Genomic DNA, 25,532 nt, shown 5'->3' on the forward strand with positions numbered 1-25,532 from the left:
CATGGCCCAGCTTCCCAGCAAGGAACAGATCATGGAATGGGTCGCGGAACATCCCGACGCCAATTCCAAGCGCGACATCGCCAAGGCCTTCGGCATCAAGGGCGCCGAACGGATCGAACTGAAGCGGCTGCTGAAGGAACTGGAGGGCGAGGGCCATCTGGAACGCCGCCGCCGCCATTATCTGGACGCCGAGCGCCTGCCGCCCGTCACGGTGCTGGAACTGCTGCCGCCGGACGGGTCGGGCGATCTGTTCGCGCGGCCGATGGAATGGCATGGCGACGGGCCGATGCCGCGCATCCTTTACGCCCCGCGCGACAGCGACCCGGCACTTGGCCGGGGCGACCGCTTCCTGGGCCGCCTGGTCGAGGTGCAGGGCGAGGATTACCAGTACCAGGCCCGCCTGATCCGCCGCATCACCGCAGCCCCTCACCGCATCACCGGCATCTTCCGCAAGGAGGCCGAGGGCGGCCGCATCATCCCCATCGACAAGGGTCAGGACAAGGAATGGCGCGTCCGCCATGACGCCACGCAGGGCGCGCAGAACGGCGAACTGGTTCAGGCCGAACAGGTCGGACCCAAGGGCCGGCTGGGCCTGCCCAGTGCCCGGATCATCGAACGGCTGGGCGATCCTTCCGCCCCCCGCGCGGTCAGCCTGATCGCCATCCACCAGCACGGCATTCCTGACGATTTCTCTGATGCCGTGATCGCCGAGGCCGAGGGCGCCAAGCCCGCCACCATGAAGGGTCGCGAGGATCTGCGCGACCTGCCCCTGGTGACCATCGACCCCTCGGATGCGCGCGACCATGACGACGCGGTCGCCGCCCATATCGAGGATGACGGCGGCGCCACCATCTGGGTCGCCATCGCCGATGTCGCCCATTACGTCACCCCCGGCAGCGCCCTTGACCGAGAAGCCTGGCTGCGCGGCAATTCCACCTATTTCCCCGACCGCGTCGTGCCGATGCTGCCCGAGGCGCTGTCGGCCGACCTGTGTTCGCTGCACGAAGGCCTGGACCGCCCGGTGATCGCCGTGCGGATGCGGCTGGATTCGCAAGGCAACAAGATCAGCCACAATTTCCATCGCGGCATGATGAACAGCCGTGCATCCCTCGCCTATGAACAGGCGCAGGCGGCGGCAGACGGCAAGCCCGATGCGCAGACCGAACCGCTGCTGGACAGCGTGATCCGTCCGCTGTGGCACGCCTACGGGCTGCTCAAGGATGCCCGCGCCCGTCGCCAGCCGCTGGATCTGGACCTTCCGGAACGCCGGATCGAACTGACCCCGGACGGCCGCGTCAAGTCGGTCAACTTCCGCGAACGCTTCGATGCCCACCGCCTGATCGAGGAATTCATGGTCCTGGCAAACGTCGCCGCGGCCGAGGAACTGACCCGCCGCCAGCGCCCGCTGCTGTTCCGGGTGCATGAGGAACCCAGCCTTGCCAAGATCGACGCGCTGCGCGAGGTGGCCCAGGCCTCGGGCTTCACGCTGGCCAAGGGGCAGGTGCTGCATACCAGCCACCTGAACCGCCTGCTGGCGCAGTCAGAAGGCACCGATTTCGACGAACTGATCAACATCAGCACGCTGCGGTCCATGACGCAGGCCTATTACCACCCGGAAAACTTCGGCCATTTTGGGCTGGCGCTGAAAAGCTATGCCCATTTCACCTCGCCCATCCGGCGCTATTCCGACCTGATCGTGCATCGGGCTCTGATTTCCGCGCATGGCTGGGGCAAGGACGGCCTCAGCCCCCAGGACATGGACCGCCTGTCCGAGACCGCCACCCATATCAGCGAAACCGAACGCCGCAGCATGGCGGCCGAACGCGACACGACCGACCGCTATCTGGCCGCCTTCCTGTCCGAACGCGTCGGATCCGAGATGACGGGGCGGATCAGCGGCGTCCAGAAATTCGGCGCCTTCGTCAAGCTGGACGAAACCGGGGCCGACGGCCTGTTGCCGATCCGGGCCATCGGGAACGAATATTTCCACTTTGATCCCGACGCGCAGATGCTGATCGGCAGCGATACGGGCCTGGAGATCGGCCTGGGCCAGCGGGTCACCGTGCGCCTGGCCGAGGCGATCCCGATGACCGGTGGCCTGACCTTGGACCTGCTGGAACTGGATGGCCAGCCGCTGCCGCGCGGCCCGCAAAAGGGCAAGCGCGGGCGCGGCCCCCGACCCATGTCCACCAAGTCGCGCCTGGCCGAGATCAAGCGCGCGACCAAACGGCGCCGCAAGCGCTAGGCGCCTTTCATTCTGGCGGAAATATCCCGGGGGGTGTGGGGGGCAGGCCCCCCACGCCGTCAGCTTTCCCGGAATGCCCGGTTGAAGTAATCGGCCAGCGGCTTGACCAGATAGGCCATGGGGCTGCGTTCGCCCGTCTGGATGAAGACCTCGACCGGCATCCCCGGGATCAGCGCAAGATCGCCCAGCTTTTCAAGCTGTTCGGCCGGGATCGTCACTTCGGCGCGGTAATAGGGCATCCGCGTCGCCTCATCCATCAACGCATCCGCCGACACACGGCCCAGCACGCCGTCTATTTCCGGCGTCGTGCGCGATGAAAAGGCCGAAAAACGCAGCACCACCGGCTGGCCGGCCTGCACCTCGTCCACGTTGATCGTGGCCAGGCGCGCGCTGACGACCAGGGGGCGGTCCTGCGGGATCACATAAAGGACCGGATCGGCCGGACGGATCACCGACCGGGGCGTCGTCACCTGCATGTTGTAGATCACGCCCGCCGCCGGCGCGCGGATGTCCAGGCGGTTGATCTGTTCGATCAGGCTGCGGCGCCGTTCGGCAAGCTCCAGTTCGCGATAGCCCAGGTCGCGCAACTCGGTTTCCGCTTCCTCGCGCCGTTCCGCGCCCAGGCGAAGCCGCTGGATGTCCAGTTCGGTTTGACGGGTTTCCGCAGCGGCCCGGCTGGCCTTCAGTTCGCCCACCTGGCCGTCCAGGCTTGCAGCCTCACGTTCCAGGGCCAGCACCCGCGACGCCTGCGCCAGGCCGCGATCCAGCAGGGATTGCTGGTCTTCCAGTTCCTCTCCGATCAGTTCGCGCTGGCGGTTGAGCGCCACGATCTGCGCGTCGATGCCCTCGACCTGCTGGCTGACCTGTTCGGATTGCTTTTCCAACTGCTCGATCGACTGGCGCAGGGTGTCGCGGCGGGTGGCGAAAAGGCTGCGCTGGCCCTCGATCAGGGCTTGCAGATCGGCATCGCCTTCGGCGGCGGTCAGCAGTTCCTCGGGGATTTCCATGGTTTCCGCATCGGCGCGCTCGGCCTCAAGCCTGCCTCGGCGGGCCAGGATCTCGAAATACTGGCCTTCGACGATGGCATGTTCGGTCCGCAACAGGCTGCCGTCCAGGCGGATCAGGGGCTGGCCCGCCTCGACCGTCTCGCCGTCCTTGACCAGGATATCCTCGACCACGCCGCCGTCCGGGTGCTGCACGATCTGGCGCTGCTGTTCGACCTCGACCTGGCCGCTGGCCACGACCGCGCCCGAGATGCGGCTTTGCATCGCCCAGACGGTGAAGCCGCCCAGCAACACGAGGATGGCGATAAGCCCGGTCCAGAGCGCGCCTCGAACCGACCAGCGGGACGGATCGGGCGGCGCGATCGGCCGGGGCGGCGCCGGGGGCATCGGCGGCTCGACCGGGGGGGCGGGCTCGGCCTGCGTGGGCGGGCGGGATGCGGCGGGGCCGGGGATCGGTGTGTCGGTCGGGGGGGCGATGCGGCTGGACAGGATGCCCGTCTGGATGCCTGACGGACGCGGGGCGGGATTTTGCCCGCCTTCGGGCCTTTGGTTCTCGTTGCTCATGATACGCCCCCTACGCGGCCGGCTTCCTGGGATTTCAGGATCTGCGCTGAATTCTGTACCATTTCCTGCAAGACCTTGTCGCGTGGCCCGAAGGCGCGGCGGATACCCTGTTCCATGACCAGAAGCAGGTCGCATTCGTTGATGGCGGCGGGCCGGTGCGCCATGATGATGACGCAGCCGTTCTGCGCCTTGACCCGCCGGATCGCCGCGTTCAGCGCCAGAGAGCCTTCGTTGTCCAGGTTCGAGTTCGGTTCATCCAGAACCAGCATCACCGGGTCGGGATACAGGGCACGGGCCAGGCCGATCCGCTGGATCTGCCCGCCCGACAGGCGGCCGGCGGCCTGGCTGATGCGCGTGTCATAGCCCCGCGGCAGATCCAGGATCATCTGATGCGCCGCCGCCGCTTGGGCCGCGCGCACCACGCGGGCCGGATCCATGTCGGGCGACAGGCGGGCGATGTTTTCGGCAATCGTCCCGTCGAACAGCGTCACCTGCTGCGGCAGATAGCCGATCATGTTGCCCAGCACGTCGGGGTCGTATTGATCCAGCGTCGCCCCGCCCAGCCGGATCGACCCGGCGCCCACCGGCCAGGAACCGATCAGCGCCCTGGCAAGCGTCGATTTCCCCGCACCCGATGGTCCGATGACCCCCAATGCCTGTCCCGGCGCGATGGCAAAGGACACGCCGCGCACGGTGGCGACATTCTGTCCCGGAGGCGCGACGGAAAGCTGACGCACCTCGACCACGGCCTCGGGGCGGGGCAGGGGGGTGTGGTTGACCTGCGCGGGCTGGCGGGACAGCAGGCGGGCCAGGCGTTCCCAAGCATCCTGGGATGCCTGCACCATGGGCCAGCCGCCGACCAGCTGTTCGACCGGCGCAAGCGCGCGGCCCATCATGATCGAACTGGCGATCATCGCGCCCGGGGTGACGGCCTGCTGCAGGACCAGCCAGGCCCCGGCGGCAAGCATCGCGCTTTGCAGGAACAGCCGGAAGGTCTTGGAAAAGACCGTAAAGCCCGATTGCAGGTCGGCGCCCTTGACGGATTGCTCCTGCGCCTCGGCCCTGGCCTTGCGCCAGCGGGCAAAGGTGGCCCCGCGCATCCCGAGGGCGCCGATCACCTCGCCTTCGTCGCGATAAAGGTCGGCCATGCGCTGCGCCTGGGCCGAAGCCGAGGTGGACTGCTGCAAGGGTGCCTTGGTCAGCGTGCGGTTGGCCAGGGTGGACACCACCAGGATCGCCCCGCCGACGGTCGCCACGACCCCCAGAAGCGGGTGGAAGATATAGACCGCCGCCAGGAACAGGGGCGCCCAAGGCAGGTCGAAGGCGGCCAGCAGCACGGGCGAGGCGATCAGCCGCTGGACCGTGTCCAGATCGCGCATCCCGCTGGCGGCCACGGCCGATTCGTCGCCGGAAATCGCCCCCTCGCGCAGGGCTGCGGTGAAGACCCGACCTTCCAGCCGGTCCTGAAACCGCGCGGCGATGCGCTGCATGACGCGGGCCCGGATGAAATCCACGAAGCCCATCAGCACGAACAGGAACACCACCAGCACGAACAGGGCGGTCAGCGTCTCAACCGACCGGGATGCCAGAACCCGGTCATAAACCTGCAGCATGAACAACGGCCCGGTCAGCATCAGCAGGTTCACGACGGCCGAAAACAGCCCGACCGCGCCGAACAGGGGCAAGCCCGTGGCGCGCGCCTTGCGCAGTTCCTTGGCGCCTTCCTGAAATGCGGGCGACTTGCTCATTCCATTCATCCTTCATGTTCCGCCGTCGGGGCGGCCTTGCCGCAGGGCCTGCACGCCAGTATGCGATCCTTGCTGGCCTACTGTCATGCCCCTTGTAGTATTCCGAAAAGGTTAGGAGATCCTTTGCGTCCCTTGTCCCTTGTCGTTCCGCTGGCCCTCAGCGTGATTCTGGCGGGCTGCGCGTCGGAACCTGTGATGCAGGACGGCATTCGCGTCAACGACCCCTTCGAACGGCAGAATCGCCGTGTTCATGCCTTCAACAAGGCCTTCGATGAACGGGTGGTCGCCCCCGTGGCGCGGCTTGCCTCGCCAGGCGACGGTGCATCGGACAGCCCGGGTGCGATGGATCTGGTCATCAATGCCGGATCGAACCTGTCGCTGCCGGGCAAGGTCGTGAACAGCGTGCTGCAAGGCCGCCCTGAACCCGCGATCAAGAATTTTTTCCGCTTTGCCGTCAATACGACGCTTGGAATCGGGGGGTTGTTCGATCCCGCCGGCCGGGACTTCGGCCTGCCCGAACAGGACACCGATTTCGGAGAGACCCTGGCCGTTTGGGGCGTCCCCGAAGGGGCCTATCTTGAGCTGCCGATCCTGGGTCCATCGACCCAGCGGGACGCGGTGGGCAAGGTGGTCGATCTGGCTATCGACCCCCTGAATCATGTCCTGCACCGGGATGGGGCATGGGCGGCTTTTGGCCTACGGGTGGCCTCAAAAGCCGGTGATCGGGCGCGCTTTGGCGATACGGTGGATAGTGTTCTGCAAGGCAGTGCGGATAGCTATGCCCAATTGCGGCTGATCTATCTGATGCACCGCCGCCATGAACTGAACGAGGAGGGGACCGAGATTGACCCATATGCCGAGACTGCGGATGACGCCATCGACCCCTATGCCGAATAGCAGGCGCGGTGTCCTGATGCTGCTGGGCGGTGCCGCCGCGCTGAGCGTGGCACCCCTGCGCGGGGCTTGGGCGCTGGATTCGAACCATGCCCATGCCCTGATCGACACCGCCCTGGGCGAGGTTTACGGCGTCATCAATTCCGGCAAGCCGACGGCGCAGATGTATCGCGACTTCGAATCGATCTTCGTCCGCTATGCCGATGTGGACGTGATCGCCCGGTCCGCCCTCGGCCCCGCCGCGCGCCAGGCTGATCCCGCCGCGCTGGCTGCCTATACCCAGGCGTTCCAGGGCTATATCGGCCGCAAATACGGCAAGCGGTTCCGCGAGTTCATCGGATCGAAGATCGAGGTGACGGGCGCGCGTCCGCTGAAAAGCTTTTATGCCGTCACCTCGGTCGCCTATCTGAACGGCCGCGCCCCGATGGAGGTCGAATGGCATGTGTCGGACAAGTCGGGCCGCGACAGGTTCTTCAACATCATCATCGAGGGCGTGAACATGCTGGCCAGCGAACGCGCCGAGATCAGCGCCATGCTGACCGCCCGGCGCGGCGACCTGGCGGCGCTGACGGCGGATTTGCAGGCGGCGGGATAGCACCGCCTGCGAGGGCCATCACAACAGGAAATCGCCCGCGCTCAGGGCGCTTTGCCCCAGAACCGCGATTTCGAAATCGGCCAGCTTGTCGCCGTTGACATCGGCCCGGACCACAAGGTTCGCGCCCGCCTTGAGATACCAGACCGAATTGGCGGCCGCCGCCGTGCCCGAGAAATCAAACGCCTGGTTGCCCGCGATGCGGGTATTGGCGTCCAGGGCGCGCAGGTCGATGTCGTCCACGCCCGTGCGGAAATCCGCGATCCGGTCGCGGCCCGCGCCCACCGCGCTGTCGGACAGGGTGTTGAAGATGAACACGTCCCGTGCTGCATCCACACCGCCGGCCAGTTGATCGGTGCCCGCGCCGCCGTTGATCGTGTCCTGCGCGGCCCCGCCGTTCAGGATGTCGTTCCCGGCCCCGCCGATCAACTGGTTGGCCGCGGCATTGCCGGTCAGGCTGTTGTTCAGCGCGTTCCCGGTCCCGCTGATCGCGACGTTGCCCGTCAGGATCAGGTTCTCGACCTCGCCCCACAGTTTGAACGAGGCGCTGGCCCGCACAAGATCGATGCCCTGTCCCGCAGCCTCGGCCACCTGGTCGCCGGAATTGTCCACGATATAGATGTCATTGCCCGTCCCGCCGCGCAGCAGGTCGATGCCCGTCCCGCCGTCCAGCCAGTCCGCGCCGTCGCCGCCCGTCAGGGTGTCGTTGCCTGCCCCGCCCTCCAGCCGGTTCGCGCCGACAGTCCCGGTCAGGATGTTGTTCAGGCCATTGCCCGTGCCATTGAGATTGCCGGTGCCCAGAAGGGTCAGGTTCTCAAGCTGGTATCCCAGGGTCGTGCTGAACGTGGCGCGGACCGTGTCGGTCCCTTGGCCCATGGCTTCGGCAATCACATCCGCCGCGCTGTCCAGGACATAGACGTCATTGCCCGCCCCACCGCGCAGGGTATCGGTCCCGGCACCGCCATCCAGCCAGTCATTGCCGATCCCTCCGTCCAGCAGGTCATTGTCGAGCCCGCCCAAGAGGGTATCGTTGCCGCCATTCCCAGCAGGGTGTCCGCCCCCATGCCGCCCACCAACTGGTTCGCCGCCCCGTTCCCGGTCAGGCGATTGGCCAGCAGGTTGCCCGTTCCGTTGATCGCGGCACTGCCGGTCAGGGTCAGGTTCTCGACATTCGCGGCGAGGGCGTGGGTGAAGCTGGCATTGACGGTATCGACGCCTCCGCCCGCAAGCTCGACCACCGTGTCGCCCAAGGTGAGGTGATAGGTATCGTTGCCTGCCCCACCGGTCAGGACTTCGGCTGCGCCTGTGCCGCGAAGGATGTCATTCGCGCTTCCGCCCGTGGTCAGGTTGTCGTCGAGAATGCGGATTTCTATCGTCTTATAATTACTTCCGTCCTCGAATGAAAAGCCCCCCGTGCCGGCGACTTGAACGACCAGATACGCAGTTTCGACGGCTTCCTGAATGTCGTCCTGCATTGCAGAAATTGAAAAAGCCTCTCTCTGTCTGGGGGAAGCTGCTGACGATCATCATCGAGCCGCTGCCTGACGCTCCACCAATATCAGAGTTCTGCGCCGTTCCACCGCCAACCGTGGTGTAATAGGACCAACTGATCTGATGATTGAACAGCCCTATGAGTTCGAGGCTGAGAGAACGTGTCTGACCTTCCCGAATTGTGATAGTGTCAGGAACTGTAAGTCTAGCATAAGCCACGAGAAGTCCTCACTAAAATATCGCGATTAAACAGTGTCGCAGGATATTCAGTAAGAGCTTCTCGGTTTGAGGCAAGTCCCGGCGCGCATCTTGGTTGCAGAGTTGCAGGATGTAGCCCATCCGCCACAGGAAGGCAGAAGGGGTCAATTCCCCCCCAATATCCCGTTCAGCGCCCGGCTCAGCGCATCGTCCGAACTTGCCGTGCTGCTGTCGCCCGGTGTCTGCGGTGCCGTCACGGGCGTTGGCGCCCCCGCACCCGGATTGGCCGAGTTTACCGCACCTGCCAATGCCGCCGCCAGCGGATCGTCGGCCGACCCCGAGGTCACGACCTTGGGCGCGCCGTCGTTCGACAACAGGATCCCGCTGCCGTCGGGCGAAACCGTGGACAGCGGCAGTTCCGGCAGGCCCTCATGGATGTCGGTCATCACGGCCTGCCAGATCTCGGCGGGCAACCCGCCGCCCGTGACGCCCTTCAGGGGCGTGTTGTCGTCGTATCCCATCCAGACGCCGACCACGTATTGTTCCGAAAAGCCCACGAACCAAGCGTCGCGATAGCTGCTGGTGGTGCCGGTCTTGCCCGCCACGGGGCGCGAGCCCATCTTGGCGCGTCCGCCGGTGCCGCTTTCGATCACCTGCTGCATCATGTAGATCAACTGGCCCGCAGAACGCTGGCTGATGACCCGCGCGCCCATGCCGCCGGACTGGCCCATCAGCGGCTGATCGTCGCCCGCGATGCGCAGTTCGACCAGGCCGTAGGGCGCGACCGAGGTGCCGCCGTTGCGGATGCCCGCATAGGCGCCGGTCAGTTCCATCAGCGTGGCTTCGGACGCCCCTAAGCCCAGGGACGGGCTGGTGGTCAGGTTGCTGACGATGCCGAAGTCATGGGCGATGCGGCGAACCTCGTTGCGGCCCGCGGCTTCCTGCAGGCGGATGGTGGCGGTGTTCAGCGACTGTTTCAGCGCCGTGGTCAGCGTCACCGCGCCGGAATAGCGGCGGCTGTAGTTCTGGGGCGACCAGGGCTTGCCGCCGGGGATGCGGATGGTCAGGGGCCCGTCCTCGACCCGGTCGCCGGGGCTGTAGCCCGCTTCCAGTGCGGCGGCGAAGACGAAGGGCTTGAAGGCCGACCCGGTCTGGCGCTTGGCCTGGACCGCGCGGTTGAAGGCGCCGTTCACGATGCTGTCGCGCCCGCCGATGATGGCGCGCACCGCGCCGTCGGCGGACATCACGACCACCGCAGCCTCGGCCTTGGAGTTGTCGCTGACCTTTTCGTCGAAGATCCGCTTCATCGCCCGTTCCGCCGCCGTCTGGATACGCGGGTCGAAGGTGGTGCGGATGGTCACATCCTCGGTCGTTTCGCTGGTCAGGAAGCCGGGGCCGGATTCCATCACCCAGTCGGCGAAATACCCGCCCGCACGGGCTTGGGCGGCCTGCGACAGCCGGGCGGGATTGGCGCGGGCCTGCTCGGCCTCGGCAGGGGTCAGGTAGCCTTCCTCGGTCATCAGGCCCAGGACGACGCTGGCGCGGTTCTGGGCGCGCTGCAGGTTCGCGGTGGGCGCGAAATAGCTGGGCGCCTGCAGCAGGCCCGCCAGCATCGCGGCCTCGGAGGCGTTCACATCGGATGCGGGCTTGTTGAAATACCGCTGGCTCGCGGCCTCGAAGCCGCGCGCTCCGCCGCCCATGTAGGACCGGTTCATGTAGATGTTGAGGATGTCGTCCTTGGAATACTTGGCTTCCAGGGCGAAGGAGTAGGGCACTTCCTTGATCTTGCGCCACAGCGACGTGACGCGGCAGTCCTGTTCGAACTCGGCCTCGTTCTTCCAGCGGATCGGGTCGAAGGTATCGCCCAGGCACAGCAGTTTCGCGACCTGCTGGGTGATGGTCGAACCGCCATGGCCCTGCAGGGCGCCGCGACCTTCGGACAGGTTGATCTTGATGGCGCTGGCGATGCCGATGGGATCGACCCCAAGGTGCCAGTTGAAGCGCCGATCCTCGGTCGCCATCACGGCTTCCTTCAGGACGGGGGCGATCTTGTCGCTGGTGACGGCGCCATAGGTTTCGCCGCGCCAGGCAAAGACCTTGCCGTCATTGTCAAGCATGGTGACAGAGCCGCGCGCGCGGGCGTCGAACAGGGCCTCGGGCTCGGGCAGGCTGGCATAGAAATAGGCGGTGGCCCCGCCGACGATCAGGACCATGACCATGGCCAGGCGCCACAGGGACCCCCACAGGATGCGCCAGATCAGGCCGACGGTTCCCGCGATGGTGCGCATGACCACATTGCCGCGCCGGGCCGGAGCCTTGTGGCGGCGCACCGCCGGTTTCTGTTCCGGTGCGGAGGCGCGCTTGTCGGCAACAGGGCTGCGGCCCGTGCGCTTCGGGGTGCCGGTCGGTCGTTTCATGCGTAGGTGCCCGCGTTTCTGCCCAGGCCGTTCACCGGCCAAATTGTGCGGCACCCTACACGAAGAATCGCCGAAGGGGAATTGCCCGCACCAATTGGTGATCTGCGCATGGAAAAAGGCCCGGCGATTGCCGGGCCTTTCCTGGATCGCGGCCGAGCCTCAGTTATAGGCGTTCTCGCCATGCGTGGTGATGTCCAGGCCCTGGCGTTCGTCGGTATCCGTCACCCGCAACCCGATCAGCGCCTTGACGATGTGGATGGCGACAAAGGACACCAGTCCCGACCAGACGATCGCGATCACCACGCCCAGGGTCTGCGCATAAACCTGGCTGCCCATCGAGAATTCGGCAACCGCGTTCGCGCCATAGTCGAAGACGCCGGTGCCCCCCAGCGACGGCGCCGCGAAGACACCGGTCAGGATCGCGCCGACGATGCCGCCGATGCCGTGGATGCCGAACACGTCCAGGCTGTCGTCGATGCCCATGCGGGGCTTAATGCTGATGACGAACCACATGCACAGAAGGCCCGCGATCAGGCCGATGGCGATGGCGCCCATCGGGCCCACAAAGCCCGCCGCGGGGGTGATGCCCACCAAGCCCGCGATGGCGCCCGAGATGCCGCCCAGAAGGCTGGGATGGCCGCGAAAGGCCCATTCGCCGAAGGACCAGGCCAGCACGCCCGCGGCGGTGGCGACGGCGGTGTTGATCATCGCCAGCGCGGTCAGGCCGTTGGCTTCCAGGTTGGACCCGGCGTTGAAGCCGAACCAGCCGATCCACAGCAGGCAGCCCCCGATCAGCGTGAAGGTCAGGTTGTGGGGGGCCAGCAGTTCCTTGCGGTAGCCCAGGCGCGGACCGGCGACCATCGCGGCGACCAGGCCCGCGACACCCGCGTTGATGTGGATGACCGTGCCGCCCGCGAAATCCAGCGCGCCATGCCCGAACAGCAGGCCCGAGGGCGCGTCATAGGCACTCGGCCCGCCCCACCACCAGACCATATGCGCCATCGGCAGGTAGGAGAAGAAGAACCAGATCACGATGAACATTAGGATCGCGCTGAACTTCAGCCGTTCCGCCGTCGCCCCCACGATCAGGGCGGATGCGATGCAGGCGAAGGCCATCTGGAAGATCACGAAGGACAGTTCGGGGATCACCACGCCTGCCGTGAAGCCCTCGACCACAGAGTCTGTGCCGACGCCCCCCAGGAACATCTTGGACAGCCCGCCGATATAGGGGGTGAAGAAGGTCACGTTCTCGGCCGCGCCCGCGCCGGTGAAGGCCAGCGAATATCCGAAGGCCACCCACAGGATCGCCATCATGCTGAAGACCGTCAGCACCTGCATCAGCACCGACAGCATGTTCTTGGCCCTGACCAGCCCGCCATAAAACAGCGCCAGCCCCGGCAGCGTCATCATCATCACCAGAATGGCCGAGACCAGCATCCAGGTCGTGTCGCCCTTGTCGGGCACCGGCACGGCAGCTTCGACCGCGACCGCAGCGTCCTGCGCGAATGTTGGCGCCGCAAGCAAAAGCGCGGCTGTGGCAATAAAGGGAGCAGCCCTTTTCATTATCGAATCCCCTTCCATGCGGCACCGGACGCCGCCGACGCCCCTTGATTGGGCGGCTTTGACACGCTTGCACAGGCATCAAGCAGGGCGGCGCAGGGGTCAGACGGGGAATGCCCGGCAAATGGGCGATCCAGGGGGATCAAGCCTGCCTATCGGGCAGACCATGGTTGCTCGATACTCGCACGCGTTGCAGAGCCGGGGGCGAAGCCCCTGATTTGGCGATCAAACCGGGTGGTGGACCTCAGGCGACGCGGCTGACCACGAAATCAGCCAGATCCGACAGCATGTCGCGGATCGGATGCGGCGGCAGCTTGGCCAGGGCGGCCTTGGCGGTGGCCGACCACAGCAGCGCGTCGGTGCGTGCGGCTTCCATCGCGCCGTGATGGGCCAGAAGGGACAGCACCTGTTCCAGATCGCCGTCCCGCTGGTCGCCCTTTTCGATGGTGCGGGACCAGAAGGCGCGTTCCTCGGGCGTGGCGCGGGCCACCGCCTTGATGACCGGCAGGGTCAGCTTGCGTTCGCGGAAATCGTCGCCCACGTTCTTGCCGATGGTTTCCGTGGCGCCGCCGTAATCCAGCAGGTCATCGACGATCTGGAACGCGATGCCCAGGGCGTCGCCATAGTCGAACAGCGCCCGCACCTGGTCGGCCGGAGCGCCGGCAATGACGCCCCCGACCTCGGTCGCGGCCGAGAACAGGGCGGCGGTCTTGCCGCGCACGACCTTGAGATAAATGTTCTCGTCGGTCCGCAGGTCCTGGGCGGCGGTCAGTTGCAGCACCTCGCCCTCGGCGATGGTGGCGGCGGCGTTCGACAGGATTTCCAGGGTGCGCAGGTTTCCCGGTTCGACCATCAGCTGGAAGCTGCGCGCGAACAGGTAATCGCCAACCAGGACGCTGGACTTGTTGTCCCACAGAAGGTTCGCGGTCGGGCGCCCGCGGCGCTGGCGACTTTCGTCCACCACGTCGTCATGCAGCAGCGTCGCCGTGTGGATGAATTCGACCGTCGCGGCCAGATGGATGTGGAAGGGGCCGTCATAGCCCATGATCCGGGCAGCAGCCAGGGTCAGCATCGGCCGCAGCCGCTTGCCCCCGGCCTCGATCAGATGGGCCGTCACCTCGGGGATGCGGGGGGCGTTCTCGCTGGACATGCGGTCGCGGATCAGGGCGTTCACCGCCTCCATCTCGGCGCCAAGCGCCTCGGACAGCCGATCCAGCGGTTTCTGGACGTTTTCCTTCACACCCATCGCCTTATTCCCCTTGCCGCGTCGTCCCTTGCCATGCCCTCGACAATTGCGCAACCGCCGCCTAGCGTTCCGACCATGAAAGAACTGTTCCGCAGCAACGATCCCGTCCGCATGTCCCGCGCCATCGGCCTGCTGGAGGACGAGGGGATCCCGGCCTTTCCGATGGACCAGCACATGAGCGTGCTGGAAGGTTCGCTGGGCATCCTGCCGCAGCGGCTGATGGTTGCGGATCGCGACGAATTCATGGCCCGCGCCATCCTGCGCGATGCCGGCCTGGATGAGTGACCTGACCTGCGACGGCTTCCTGGGCGGCCGGTTGCGGATTGCCCAGCCCCGGCGCGGATTTCGGTCGGGCGCGGATGCGGTGATGCTGGCGGCGGCCTGTCCCGCGCAGGCCGGGCAGGCGGTGCTGGAACTGGGCTGCGGGGCAGGGGTGGCAAGTCTGTGCTTGGGATGGCGCGTGCCAGACCTGCGGCTGGTGGGCCTGGAGGCCCAGGGGGATTATGCCGACCTGGCGCGGCGCAATGCGGCCGCGAATGGCATTAAGATGGAGGTCGTCACGGGCGACGTTGCCGGGCTTCCCGTGGACCTGCGGTCGCAGGTCTTCGACCATGTGATCGCCAATCCCCCCTATTTCCTGGGTGGCACGGCCGCACCCGACGGGGGCCGGGCCATCGCGCGGCGCGAGGAAACCCCCCTGGCCGCCTGGATCGACGTGGCCCTGCGCCGCCTGGTGCCCCGCGGCATTGTGACGCTGATCCAGCGGGCTGACCGGCTGGACGCGATCCTGGCCGCCCTGACGGGCCGCGCCGGGACCGTGATGGTCCTGCCCGTTGCGGGGCGCGCCGGGCGCGAGGCTGGGCGCGTGATCGTCCAGGCACAGAAGGGCGCGCGCGGGCCGCTGCGGCTGCTGGCGCCTTTCGTCATGCACCGCGAAGCGGCCCATGGGGGCGATCGCGAGGACCTGACGGAGGCTGCCTCGGCGGTGCTGCGCGAGGGTTCGCCGCTGACGGCTTTGTTTGCAAAAGTCTCGTGACAGAATCACAGGCCTGTGCTGCAATCCCCCTGTTCGACTCAACCTATACAGGAGGACGCGATGTCGGTTGCTTCCCACGTCGAGGAACTGCGCAAGAAACACCAAGTGCTTTCCGAGGCCGTTGAAAGAGAACAAAGAAGCCCTGGATCCAGCGATATTCAGATCAAGGCAATGAAGCGCGAGAAACTTCGTCTCAAGGAAGAGATTTCCCGACTGACCCACTGACCTGTTGAACGGTGACAGATTTGAAGCGGCCCGCGCGATCAGCGCGGGCCGTGGTCGTTTCGGGCGGGTGGATCAGACGAAATACTGGCCGCCATTGGCGCTGATGGTCGATCCGGTGATGAAGCCCGCATCGTCGGATGCCAGGAACACCACCGTCCGGGCGATTTCCTCGGGCTCGCCCAGGCGGCCCACCGGGATCTGCGGGATGATGCGTTCGTTCAGCACCTTTTCGTCGATGGCCTTGACCATCTCGGTCGCGATATAGCCGGGGCAGATCGCGTTCACGGTGATGCCCGCGCGCGCGCCTTCCTGGGCCAGGGCCTTGGTGAAGCCCAGGTCGCCCGCCTTGGCGGCGGAATAGTTGGCCTGGCCCGCCTGTCCCTTCTGCCCGTTGATCGAGCTGATGTTGATGATCCGCCCGAACTTGCGGTCGCGCATTCCCGACCAGACCGGATGGGTCATGTTGAACAGCCCGGTCAGGTTGGTGTCGATGACCTCTTTCCACTGCTGCGGAGTCATCTTGTGGAACATCGCGTCCCGCGTGATGCCCGCGTTGTTGACCAGAACGGCGATGGGGCCGACCTCTTCCTCGATCCGCTTGATGCCTTCGGCGCAGGCGTCATAGTCGGCGACCGACCACTTGTAGGTCTTGATCCCGGTTTCTTCCGTGAAAGCCTTCGCGGCCTCGTCATTGCCCGCATAGGTGGCGGCGACGGTATAGCCAGCCTCTTGAAGCGCCTTGGAAATCGCCGCGCCGATCCCGCGCGAACCACCAGTGACAAGTGCAACCTTGGACATAGATCTTCCCCCTTAAGTTTGGTCGTTCCGGCAATATTGCTACAAGGCAAGGAAATGGCGCGCAACATCATTGCGCGCCAAGATCGTCACCGTTCGACGCAAAGGGCGACGCCCATGCCGCCGCCGATGCACAGCGTGGCAAGACCCTTCTTCGCGTCGCGGCGCTTCATCTCGAACAGAAGGGTGTTCAGCACGCGGCAGCCCGAGGCACCGATCGGGTGGCCGATGGCAATGGCGCCGCCGTTCACGTTCACGATGTCGGGGTTCCAGCCCATGTCCTTGTTGACCGCGCAGGCCTGGGCGGCAAAGGCCTCGTTCGCCTCGACCAGATCCAGGTCCTGGACGGACCAGCCGGCCTTTTCCAGCGCCTTGCGGCTGGCGGGGATCGGGCCGGTGCCCATGATCGCCGGATCAAGCCCCGCCGTGGCCCAGGAGGCGATGCGCGCCAGCGGCGTCAGCCCGCGGCGGTTCGCCTCGTCCTCGGTCATGACCATGACCGCCGCCGCGCCGTCGTTCAGGCCCGACGCATTGCCTGCCGTGACCGAGCCTTCCTTGGAAAAGGCGGGGCGCAGCTTCTGCATGGCGTCGATGGTCGCGCCGTGGCGGATGTATTCGTCCTTGTCCACCACCGTGTCGCCCTTGCGGGTCTTGACGGTATAGGCCACGATTTCATCGTCGAAGCGCCCGGCCTTCTGCGCTGCCTCGGCCTTGTTCTGGGAGGCAAGGGCGAATTCGTCCTGCTGGTCGCGGCTGATCTGCCATTTCTGGGCGACGTTTTCCGCCGTGGTGCCCATGTGGTAATTGTTGAAGGCGTCCCACAGCCCGTCGCGGATCATGGTGTCGACGAACTGCATGTCGCCCATCTTCTGTCCCGCGCGCAGATAGGCGGCGTGGGTGGACATCGACATGCTTTCCTGCCCGCCGGCCAGAACGACCCTGGCATCGCCCAGGATCACATGCTGCGCGGCAAGCGCCACGGCACGCAGGCCCGACCCGCAGACCTGGTTGATGCCCCAGGCCGCCGATTCCTGCGGCAGGCCCGCCTTGATATGCGCCTGCCGGGCAGGGTTCTGGCCCTGGCCCGCGGTCAGCACCTGGCCCAGGATGGTCTCGTCGACCTCAGCCGCGTCGATGCCCGCGCGGGCCACGACCTCGGCCAGGACGGCCGCGCCCAGGTCATGCGCCGGGGTATTGGCGAACGAACCCATAAAACTGCCGACCGGGGTCCGGGCGGCGGAAACGATAACGGCTTTGGTCACGATAAGCTCCTTCCCTTGAGCCAGATGACTGGCGAATCAGGAACAGGATGCGGGTTCGTGCCGTGGCGTCAAGCAGATCGCCCGAAAGTCGTAGACAGGACTAGCGCAACACGACCGAAGGCGGGGACTTCCACGGCGGCGCAATGGTCGGCGCCCCGAAGTAATAGCCCTGCAGACAGTCGATGCCGTTGTCGATCAGGAAGCTGGCATCATCCGCCGTCTCGACCATCTCGGCCACGGTGAACATGTCGAAATGCTGCGCAATCGACATCAGCGCCCGTGTCAGGACCTGATTGTCGGGATGATCGGAAATCTCTCGGATGAACTGACCGTCGATCTTGATCATGTCGAAGCAGAAGTCGCGCAGATAGCGGAACGAGGTATAGCCGGCCCCGAAGTCGTCAAGCGCCAGGCTGATCCCGTATCGCTGCACCTCGCGCATGAAGGTTTTCACCTCGTCCGGCATTCCCATGGCCGAGCTTTCGGTGATTTCCAGGATCAGCCGTTCGGCCGCCTGCGGATCGGCGGAAACGCCCCGGCGCAGGCTGTCCATCCAGGCGGGATAGCCGATGGACCGCGCCGACATGTTGATGGACAGGCGCAGGGACGGTTCCTCGGACAGGGCCTTCAGTCCCAGCGACAGCGACAGGCAGTCGATCTGGCGGCCCAGTTCGGTGGTTTCCGCCACCGGCATGAAGTCGCGCAGGGGCACCATCCGCCCCGAATCGTCGATGATGCGGATCAGGCCTTCATAGAAGGCGGGGCGGTTGGTCCGCTGGGCCTGCACGACCGGTTGAAAGGCCAGGACGCCGTTTCCCCGTTCGACGGCAAGCCTGACCAGCGGCAGGGTCAGCCTGCTTTGCTGATCCATCGCATATTCCAGCGGAGAGCCTTTTTCAGGCAGCTTTGCGTCGGTCACGTCTGGCCCCTTGTGCCGCAATCATTCCGTGTTCTGTTGTGGCAATAATCGCCTAATTTGCGGTAAACGCGCAGGGATTTCTGGATTAAGGGTTAATGCTTCATGACCGACCGCTGCCCCTGGTGCGGGACCGATCCGCTGTATGTCGCCTATCACGACACCGAATGGGGCGTGCCGGAAAGCGATCCGCGCGCCTTGTGGGAAAAGCTGGTGCTGGACGGGTTCCAGGCGGGCCTGTCCTGGATCACCATCCTGCGCAAGCGCGATGCCTTCCGCGAGGAATTCGACGGCTTCGACCCCAAACGCGTCGCCCGCTGGAACGATGCCCGCATTGATCGGGCGCTGCAAAACCCCGGCATCATCCGCCATCGCGGCAAGATCGAATCAGCGGTGAAGGGCGCCCGGCTGTTTCAGGAGATCGAATCGCAGCAAGGCTTTTCGCCCTTCCTGTGGGACTTTGTCGGCGGCCAGCCGATCCAGAACCGCTTTGCCAGCGCGGCCGAGGTGCCGACCGCGACAGCCGAATCGACGGCCATGTCGAAGGCGCTGAAGAAGCGCGGCTTCACCTTCTGCGGGCCGGTCATCACCTATGCTTTCATGCAGGCAACGGGCATGGTGAACGACCATCTTACCACTTGCCACCGCCACGCCCCGCTTAGTCAGCCACAAGCTGGCGGATGACGTCCTTCGCGGGTTCGCTGCTCCAGTCGGCCTCGCCCAGCAGGCGGGCGACCTCGCGGCCTTCGCGGTCGATCAGCACGGTGACCGGCAGGCCCACCACGCCCATGGCGCGGGCAAGCTGCTGGCGCGGGTCCAGCAGGACGGGCAGGTTCTGCAACCCGGTTTCCTCATAGAACTTGTCGATGCGGTCGGGGGCGTTGCGGCCCGTCGCCACGGCCACGACCTCGAAATCCTCGCCGCCCATCTCGGATTGCAGGGCATCGAGATAGGGCATCTCCTCGCGGCAGGGGGCGCACCAGGTGGCCCAGAAGTTCAGCAGCACGACCTTGCCCTTGTAGTCGGCAAGGGTATGGGTGCCGCCCTCGGGGTCGGTGAATTCGACATCTGATACCGGCGCCGGTTCCTCGGCAGGGACCAGCTTCACAAGGCCCGCGTCCTTGGCGGCCTGCCAGTCCACCGCGCCCGCGAAGGCGGCGTTTGCACCGAAAAGCAGTGCCGTATAAAGCAGGGCGGAACGCAGCATGAAGACCTCCGAAGGACGCGCCTATGACCGACCGGCCGCAACAGGATTCCGCCAACAGCATGTGGGGCGGGCGCTTCGCTGCCGGGCCCGACGCGATCATGGAGGCGATCAACGCCTCGATCGGCTTCGACCGGCGGCTCTACGCCCAGGATATCCGGGGCAGCCGTGCCCATGCCGCCATGCTGGCTGCACAAGGCATCATCAGCGATACCGATGCCGAGGCGATCAGGGAAGGCCTGCTCACCGTCTTGTCAGAGATCGAAGGGGGCAATTTCCCTTTCCGCACCGAATTGGAAGACATCCACATGAATGTCGAGGCGCGGCTGAAGGAGGTCATCGGCGAACCTGCGGGACGCCTGCACACGGGCCGGTCGCGCAACGACCAGGTGGCGACGGATTTCCGCCTGTGGGTGCGCGACCAGTGCGACGCGGTCATCGAGGCATTGCAGGCGCTGATCCGCGTGGCCCTGGCGCAGGCCGAGGCGGGGGCTGATTGGGTGATGCCGGGCTTCACCCATCTGCAGACCGCCCAGCCGGTGACCTGGGGCCACCACATGATGGCCTATGTGGAAATGTTCGGCCGCGACCTGTCGCGGTTCGGGGATGCGCGCAAGCGGATGAACGAATCGCCCCTGGGCGCCGCCGCGCTGGCCGGGACCGGCTATCCCATCGACCGCCATGCCACCTCGCAGGCGCTGGGCTTCGACGCGCCCATGGCCAACAGCCTGGATGCCGTGTCTGACCGCGATTTCGCGCTGGAGTTCCTGTCGGTGTCCTCAATTTGCGCCGTCCACCTGTCGCGTCTGGCCGAGGAACTGGTGATCTGGTCCTCGGCCCAGTTCCGCTTCGTGTCGATGTCGGACAAGTGGTCCACCGGGTCGTCGATCATGCCGCAGAAGCGCAACCCGGATGCGGCCGAACTGATCCGCGCCAAGATCGGCCGCATCCTGGGGGCGACGGTCGCGCTGTTCACGGTGATGAAGGGCCTGCCCTTGGCCTATTCCAAGGACATGCAGGAGGACAAGGAACAGGTCTTCGATGCCGCCGACAGCCTGATGCTGGCCCTGGCCGCGATGACCGGGATGCTGTCCGACCTGACCGCGAACCGCGACAGGATGGAGGCCGCGGCATCCGCAGGCTTCTCGACCGCGACGGATCTGGCCGACTGGCTGGTGCGCGAACTGGGCCTGCCCTTCCGCGATGCCCATCACGTCACCGGATCGCTGGTGGCCCTGGCCGAGAAGAAGGGCTGCGACCTGCCCGACCTGACGCTGGACGACATGCAAGGGGTCCATGCGGGGATCACCGATAAAGTCTTCGGCGTCTTGGGCGTTCACAATTCGGTCGCCTCGCGGCAAAGCTATGGCGGCACGGCGCCCGATCAGGTGCGCGCGCAGATTACCCGCTGGAAGGAGAAGCTGGCATGAAGTGGATTGCAATTCTGGCGGTGGCAGCCGTGGCGGCCTGCGGCGTGGACGGCCCGCCCGAACGTCCGACGGCGCCCAAGACCGCGCCGAAATCCAACGTCTCGATTTCCGGCCACGCCACGATGGGCGTGATCACGGAGCTGTAGGTGGATCACTTCAACTACCAGGGCGGCCAGCTTTGTGCCGAGGACGTGCCTTTGTCGCGCATCGCGGCAAAGGTGGGGACGCCCGTCTATGTCTATTCGGCAGCGACCTTGACGCGGCATTTCGGGCTGTTCCGCCAGGCGCTTGACTGGACCGATCACCTGGTCTGCTTTGCCGTCAAGGCCAACAGCAACCTGGCGGTCCTGAAGCTGCTGGGGGATCTGGGCGCGGGGATGGATGTCGTCTCGGGCGGCGAATATGCGCGGGCCAGGGCGGCGGGCGTTCCCGGCGACCGCATCGTCTTTTCCGGCGTGGGCAAGACCCTGGCCGAGATGCGCATGGCGATCGAGGGCGGCATCCGCCAGTTCAACCTGGAATCCGAACCCGAGATGCACGCCCTGTCGGCGCTGGCCGCCAGCATGGGCGCGACCGTTCCAGTGGCGGTGCGCGTGAACCCCGACGTGGATGCGAAGACGCATGAGAAGATCGCGACCGGCAAGTCGGAAAACAAGTTCGGCATCCCCATCGCCCGCGCGCGAGAGGTCTATGCCGAGGCGGCGTCGTTGCCGGGCCTGCGGGTCGTGGGCGTGGACGTGCATATCGGCAGCCAGTTGACCGATCTGGACCCTTATCGCGCGGCCTATGCCAAGGTTGCCGACCTGACCCGGGCCTTGCGCGCCGACGGGCACGCCATCACCCGGCTGGATCTGGGCGGCGGCCTGGGCATCCCTTACCGGCGCGACAACAACGCCCCGCCTCTGCCCATCGAATACGGCCAGGTGATCCGCGAGACGGTAGGCGATCTGGGCTGCGAGATCGAGATCGAGCCGGGCCGCAACATCGTCGGCAATGCCGGGATCCTTCTGTCGCAGGTGATCTATGTGAAGAAAGGCGAGGGACGCGATTTCCTGATCGTGGACGCGGCGATGAACGACCTGCTGCGCCCGGCCATGTATGGCGCGCATCACGACATCGTTCCCGTGCGCGAACCTGCGGTCGGCGCAGCGGTGCGGCCCTTCGACGTGGTGGGGCCGGTCTGCGAATCGGGGGACACCTTCCAGAAGGGCGCGGATCTGCCCGAGATGGCGGCGGGCGACCTGATCGCCTTCAGGTCCGCCGGGGCTTACGGCGCGGTGATGGCGTCGGAATATAACTCGCGCCCCCTGGTGCCCGAGGTTCTGGTCAGCGGCGATCACTTCGCCGTCATCAGGGCAAGGCCGACGTTTGAGGAAATGCTGGCTCGGGATAGCATCCCGGAATGGCTTTGACGCGGCACCCCGTTGTGACGTCGCAGCCGGGGGCTGTCGGCCCCCGGACCCCCGAGGATATTTTCGCACAGAAGAGGGGGCCCGTCGCCCGTGCCCTGCACCTGACCCGCTGGGGCATGGTCTGGGAGCAGGCGGCGCGGGCCTTCTGGCCGCTGGCGACCGTGCTGGCCTTGGTCTTCGCCGCCTTTTCGCTGGGCCTGGTGGCGGCGGTGCCGCTGCCGGTGCTGCCCTGGCTTGCCGGGGCCGTGCTGTTGCTGCTGATCTGGGTCGCGATTCGGGGCGGGATGCGGTTCCGCCGCGTCCGCATGGCCGATGCGATGGGGCGGCTGGACCGGACCCTGCCGGGCCGTCCGCTGGCCGCCTTGACCGACAGTGCGGCGATCGGGGGCGAGGGGGCCTTGTGGCAGGCGCATCTGGCCCAGATGCGGGCGCGGGCATCGCGCGCGCGGGCGGTGCGCCCCGATGCGGGCCTAACGCGGCGCGATCCCTTTGCCTTGCGGCTGGCGGGGCTGGTTGCCCTTGTCATGGCGCTGATCTTCGGCGGTGCGGCGCAGATGGGGCAGGGGATCGAGGCGCTGGCCGCAACCGTGTCCCGTCCCGTGGCGACCGATGCGGTGCCGACCGGCCCCAGTTGGGAAGGCTGGGCGGAACCCCCCGCCTATACCCGCCGCCCGACGATCTATCTGAACGCGCTTGAGGAAGGCCAGCCGCTGGAACTGCCCAAGGGCAGCGAGGTGACCTTCCGCCTGTACGGGCAGGGCGCGGCGGTCACCCAGGACATCGGCCCCGCGCTGGGCGAGGATCCGCAGGCGCCGGGCTTCCGGGCCGAAAGCTCGGGCACCATCGAGGTTGCGGGGAGGCGTTTCGACGTGACGGTGCTGCCCGACAATGTTCCTGTGATCCAGGCAGGCGCGGCCCCCGTCAGGCGTGCCGACGGCAAGATGGTCCAGGATTTCAGCGCCCGGGACGATCATGGCGTCATGTCCGGCCAGGCGGTGATCGCGCTTGATCTGCCTGCCGTGGATCGCCGCTTTGGCCTTGCCATCGACCCCGAACCCCGGCCTGCGGTCGAACTGGTCCTGCCCCTGCCGCGGGGCGACCGCCGCGAGATCCAGGGCCAGCTGACCGAGGATCTGTCCCGCCACCCCTGGGCGAACCTGCCGGTCAGCGTATCCTTGCGCGCGGTGGACGGGATCGAGCAGGTGGGCGAGGCCCAGCCGATGCGGACCGTCCTGCCGGGGCGGCGTTTCTTCAACCCGCTGGCCGCCGCCCTGATCGAGATGCGGCGCGACCTGCTGTGGTCGCGCGACAATGCCGGGCGCAGCGCCGAGATCCTGCGTGCGGTGACATGGCAGCCCCAGGGCTTCGTCGAGCAGCCGCTTTACCTGGAACTGCGCGGCGCGGTGACGCTGCTGGAGGGCGACCGGCTGACCGACAAGGCCCGCGACGATCTGGCCGAGGCGCTGTGGCAGGCGGCCGTCAAGTTGGAGGATGGCGGGCTGTCGGATGCCCTGGAACGGATGCGGCAAGCCCAGGAAAAGCTGTCCGAGGCGATCCGCAACGGCGCCAGCCCCGACGAGATCCAGCGCCTGATGGACGAGCTGAAGGCCGCGACGGACGCCTATACCGAGATGCTGGCCCAGCAGGGGCAGCAGCAGGATCCGGCGGAACGGTTCACCGGGGAACAGCAGGGCCAGCAGATCACCGGCGACCAGATCCAGCAGATGATGGACGAGATCCAGCGCCTGATGAACGAGGGCCGCATGGCCGAGGCCCAGGAACTGCTGGAACAGTTCAACCGCATGATGGAGAACCTTCAGGTCCGCCAGTCCCAGGGCCAGGGACAGGGCCAGGAAGGCAGCAGCGGCAACCAGCCGATGAACCGGCTGGCCGATACGCTGCGCGAGCAGCAGCAGTTGTCGGACGAGGCGTTCCGCGACATGCAGGAACAGTTCGGCCAAGGCCAGATGGGTCAGCCATCCGGCAATGCGCAGGGGCTGGCCGACCGTCAGCGGCAGCTGCGCGAGGAATTGGGCCAGCAGCAGGGCTTGTTGCCGGGCCAGGGATCGCCCGGCGGCGATGAAGCGCGGCGCCAACTGGACGAGGCGGGTCGGGCCATGGAGGATGCCGAACAGGCCCTGCGGGACGGCGACACCGGCGGCGCGCTGCAACGCCAGGCCGATGCCATCCAGTCGATGCGGGAAGGAATGCGCGCCCTTGGCGACATGATGGCCCAGCAGCAAGGCCAGCAGGGCCAGCAAGGGCAACAAGGTCAGCAAGGACAGGACGGCCAGCAGCCCGGCGCGGGTGACCGGGCAGGGCAGGGTCAGAGCATGGGTCAGCGTCCCGCATTGGACCCCCTGGGCCGACAGCGCGACGGAAACGGCAATGTCATTGCAGGGGGCGATCCCTTGGCCGAAGGCGTCGATCCGGCGCAGCGTGCGCGCGATCTGCTGGATGAAATCCGCCGCCGCAGTGGCCAGGCCGAACGTCCCCAGGACGAGCGCGATTACCTCGGCCGGCTGCTGGACCGGTTCTGATCAGCGGATCAGGGCAGCCGCGCGGTCCTGCAACCACAGGCGCGCCTGGTCCATGCCGGCGCGCAGATCCATCAGCCCTTCGCCGAAGTCGCCCTGGCCCGCCAGCGTCGGCGCCGCCAGATACAGCGCCACGACACCCACGGCCAGCTTCAAGGCAAGACCGAACCCCGCACGGTAACCACCTCGCTTTCGCGCGGGCCGTGGCTGCGGCGCGGCTGCCTGCCGGACAGGTTCCGGGGCCGGTTTTTCAACCGCCACCGGGACGGGGCGGAGCTTGACCCGCTGGACGGGTGCCGGGCGTGCGGGTTTTGGTTCGGGCAGGGCGGCCTGCGGCGGCTCGAGGGGCTTTGGATCGAAATGCCGGGTGATGGTCGTTGCGGGCCATTCGGGATCGGCGGCCGGACGAGGCGCGGGCTTGGGTTCCGGGGCGGCGGTTTCGCCGTCCTCGGACGCGCGGGCGCGGCGTTCGTGTTCGACCTCATCGCGCAGGATGTCCAGCACGCTGTCGGGCAGGCGGCGGCTCAGGCGGGGCAGGTCGCCGGACGGCAGGGCGGCCGCGGGGGGCTGGAATTCGGCCAGGGCCAGCGGCGCCGTGGCGTGCCAGACCTTGCCGCAGGCGCTGCACTCGACCTCTCGCCCCTCGGGGGGGACGGCACTGTCGGGGACGCGATATTCTGCAGCACAACCGGGACAGATCAACCGTATTTCCGCCATGCCGGCCCTCGCATTCGCCTTTTGGCTGTTCTATCAAGC

23 protein-coding genes are annotated in these 25,532 nt (G+C 66.5%); 11 read left to right on the top strand and 12 right to left on the bottom strand.

Features of this window, described 5'->3' with window-relative positions; all coding sequences use genetic code 11:
- The first annotated feature begins 1 nt into the window (after position 1).
- On the top strand, positions 2-2,245 hold the full coding sequence (gene rnr / locus CK944_RS06035; RefSeq protein ID WP_103172154.1) for a ribonuclease R: 2,244 nt from the start codon (positions 2-4) through the stop codon (positions 2,243-2,245).
- A gap of 59 nt (positions 2,246-2,304) precedes the next feature.
- Here rnr and CK944_RS06040 read toward each other — a convergent pair whose 3' ends face one another.
- Together CK944_RS06040 and CK944_RS06045 are read right to left on the bottom strand one after the other, a co-directional pair.
- Entirely contained in the window at positions 2,305-3,636 is a 1,332-nt protein-coding gene (locus CK944_RS06040) for an HlyD family type I secretion periplasmic adaptor subunit (RefSeq protein ID WP_371411652.1), read from the bottom strand.
- A gap of 173 nt (positions 3,637-3,809) precedes the next feature.
- A complete protein-coding gene (locus tag CK944_RS06045) occupies positions 3,810-5,561 on the bottom strand; it encodes a type I secretion system permease/ATPase (RefSeq protein WP_103172156.1) in 1,752 nt (583 codons plus the stop codon).
- A 132-nt stretch (positions 5,562-5,693) separates the two neighbouring features.
- Here CK944_RS06045 and CK944_RS06050 point away from each other — a divergent pair, with 132 nt between their 5' ends.
- Positions 5,694-6,458, top strand: a complete 765-nt coding sequence (locus CK944_RS06050) for a VacJ family lipoprotein (protein ID WP_239985978.1) — start codon at positions 5,694-5,696, stop codon at positions 6,456-6,458.
- Positions 6,448-7,050, top strand: a complete 603-nt coding sequence (locus CK944_RS06055; RefSeq protein WP_103172158.1) for a phospholipid-binding protein MlaC — start codon at positions 6,448-6,450, stop codon at positions 7,048-7,050. The genes CK944_RS06050 and CK944_RS06055 overlap by 11 nt, the downstream gene beginning before the upstream one ends.
- Before the next feature lie 18 nt (positions 7,051-7,068).
- Here CK944_RS06055 and CK944_RS24285 read toward each other — a convergent pair whose 3' ends face one another.
- The 5 genes from CK944_RS24285 to CK944_RS06075 all read right to left on the bottom strand — a co-directional run bounded on the left by CK944_RS24285 (position 7,069) and on the right by CK944_RS06075 (position 13,959).
- Positions 7,069-8,046, bottom strand: coding sequence for a calcium-binding protein (locus CK944_RS24285; RefSeq protein ID WP_371411653.1), 978 nt, complete (start codon positions 8,044-8,046; stop codon positions 7,069-7,071).
- The gene (locus tag CK944_RS24190; protein ID WP_371411650.1) at positions 7,935-8,522 is read right to left on the bottom strand and encodes a hypothetical protein; all 588 of its coding nucleotides are present in this window, start codon (positions 8,520-8,522) and stop codon (positions 7,935-7,937) included. The genes CK944_RS24285 and CK944_RS24190 overlap by 112 nt, the downstream gene beginning before the upstream one ends.
- 378 nt (positions 8,523-8,900) lie before the next feature.
- Complete coding sequence (locus CK944_RS06065; RefSeq protein ID WP_103172160.1) at positions 8,901-11,153, bottom strand: transglycosylase domain-containing protein; 2,253 nt, start codon at positions 11,151-11,153, stop codon at positions 8,901-8,903.
- Positions 11,154-11,312: 159 nt separating this feature from the next.
- On the bottom strand, positions 11,313-12,716 hold the full coding sequence (locus CK944_RS06070) for an ammonium transporter (protein ID WP_205049010.1): 1,404 nt from the start codon (positions 12,714-12,716) through the stop codon (positions 11,313-11,315).
- Between the two features lie 241 nt (positions 12,717-12,957).
- Positions 12,958-13,959 carry a polyprenyl synthetase family protein gene (locus CK944_RS06075; RefSeq protein WP_103172162.1) on the bottom strand — a complete coding sequence of 334 codons (1,002 nt, stop codon included), beginning with the start codon at positions 13,957-13,959 and terminating at the stop codon, positions 12,958-12,960.
- A 75-nt stretch (positions 13,960-14,034) separates the two neighbouring features.
- Between CK944_RS06075 and CK944_RS06080 the strand changes: the two genes are divergently transcribed.
- The 3 genes from CK944_RS06080 to CK944_RS06090 are packed head-to-tail and all read left to right on the top strand — an operon-like array spanning position 14,035 to position 15,220.
- Complete coding sequence (locus tag CK944_RS06080; RefSeq protein WP_103172163.1) at positions 14,035-14,244, top strand: DUF2007 domain-containing protein; 210 nt, start codon at positions 14,035-14,037, stop codon at positions 14,242-14,244.
- Positions 14,237-14,995, top strand: coding sequence for a tRNA1(Val) (adenine(37)-N6)-methyltransferase (locus tag CK944_RS06085; protein WP_103172164.1), 759 nt, complete (start codon positions 14,237-14,239; stop codon positions 14,993-14,995). Before CK944_RS06080 ends, CK944_RS06085 begins: the two co-directional genes overlap by 8 nt.
- A gap of 60 nt (positions 14,996-15,055) precedes the next feature.
- Positions 15,056-15,220, top strand: a complete 165-nt coding sequence (locus CK944_RS06090) for a YdcH family protein (RefSeq protein WP_103172165.1) — start codon at positions 15,056-15,058, stop codon at positions 15,218-15,220.
- A gap of 72 nt (positions 15,221-15,292) precedes the next feature.
- On the opposite strand, the gene CK944_RS06095 is transcribed toward CK944_RS06090, so the two are convergent.
- The 3 genes from CK944_RS06095 to CK944_RS06105 all read right to left on the bottom strand — a co-directional run bounded on the left by CK944_RS06095 (position 15,293) and on the right by CK944_RS06105 (position 18,148).
- The gene (locus CK944_RS06095; protein ID WP_103172166.1) at positions 15,293-16,018 is read right to left on the bottom strand and encodes a beta-ketoacyl-ACP reductase; all 726 of its coding nucleotides are present in this window, start codon (positions 16,016-16,018) and stop codon (positions 15,293-15,295) included.
- A gap of 86 nt (positions 16,019-16,104) precedes the next feature.
- Positions 16,105-17,277, bottom strand: a complete 1,173-nt coding sequence (locus CK944_RS06100) for an acetyl-CoA C-acetyltransferase (protein ID WP_103172167.1) — start codon at positions 17,275-17,277, stop codon at positions 16,105-16,107.
- Between the two features lie 100 nt (positions 17,278-17,377).
- Positions 17,378-18,148: an EAL domain-containing protein gene (locus tag CK944_RS06105; protein ID WP_103172304.1), complete on the bottom strand. Its 771-nt coding sequence runs from the start codon at positions 18,146-18,148 to the stop codon at positions 17,378-17,380.
- 150 nt (positions 18,149-18,298) lie between these two features.
- On the opposite strand from CK944_RS06105, the gene CK944_RS06110 reads away from it, so the two are divergent.
- Positions 18,299-18,877 carry a DNA-3-methyladenine glycosylase I gene (locus CK944_RS06110; RefSeq protein WP_103172168.1) on the top strand — a complete coding sequence of 193 codons (579 nt, stop codon included), beginning with the start codon at positions 18,299-18,301 and terminating at the stop codon, positions 18,875-18,877.
- On the opposite strand, the gene CK944_RS06115 is transcribed toward CK944_RS06110, so the two are convergent.
- A complete protein-coding gene (locus tag CK944_RS06115) occupies positions 18,852-19,400 on the bottom strand; it encodes a TlpA disulfide reductase family protein (RefSeq protein ID WP_103172169.1) in 549 nt (182 codons plus the stop codon). The genes CK944_RS06110 and CK944_RS06115 overlap by 26 nt on opposite strands.
- 23 nt (positions 19,401-19,423) lie before the next feature.
- Here CK944_RS06115 and argH point away from each other — a divergent pair, with 23 nt between their 5' ends.
- The 4 genes from argH to CK944_RS06130 are packed head-to-tail and all read left to right on the top strand — an operon-like array spanning position 19,424 to position 24,779.
- Positions 19,424-20,827 (top strand): argininosuccinate lyase, encoded by a 1,404-nt coding sequence (gene argH, locus CK944_RS06120; RefSeq protein WP_103172170.1) that lies wholly within the window; start codon positions 19,424-19,426, stop codon positions 20,825-20,827.
- Positions 20,824-20,973, top strand: a complete 150-nt coding sequence (locus tag CK944_RS23605) for a hypothetical protein (protein WP_188713847.1) — start codon at positions 20,824-20,826, stop codon at positions 20,971-20,973. Before argH ends, CK944_RS23605 begins: the two co-directional genes overlap by 4 nt.
- Complete coding sequence (gene lysA, locus CK944_RS06125) at positions 20,974-22,239, top strand: diaminopimelate decarboxylase (protein ID WP_103172171.1); 1,266 nt, start codon at positions 20,974-20,976, stop codon at positions 22,237-22,239.
- A complete protein-coding gene (locus CK944_RS06130) occupies positions 22,230-24,779 on the top strand; it encodes a DUF4175 domain-containing protein (protein WP_239985979.1) in 2,550 nt (849 codons plus the stop codon). The genes lysA and CK944_RS06130 overlap by 10 nt, the downstream gene beginning before the upstream one ends.
- Here CK944_RS06130 and CK944_RS06135 read toward each other — a convergent pair whose 3' ends face one another.
- A complete protein-coding gene (locus tag CK944_RS06135) occupies positions 24,780-25,493 on the bottom strand; it encodes a zinc-ribbon domain-containing protein (protein WP_103172173.1) in 714 nt (237 codons plus the stop codon). It lies immediately after the preceding gene.
- Positions 25,494-25,532: the final 39 nt, after the last annotated feature.

Source organism: Paracoccus sp. SY (assembly GCF_002901215.1).
Classification (GTDB): Bacteria; Pseudomonadota; Alphaproteobacteria; order Rhodobacterales; family Rhodobacteraceae; genus Paracoccus; species Paracoccus acridae.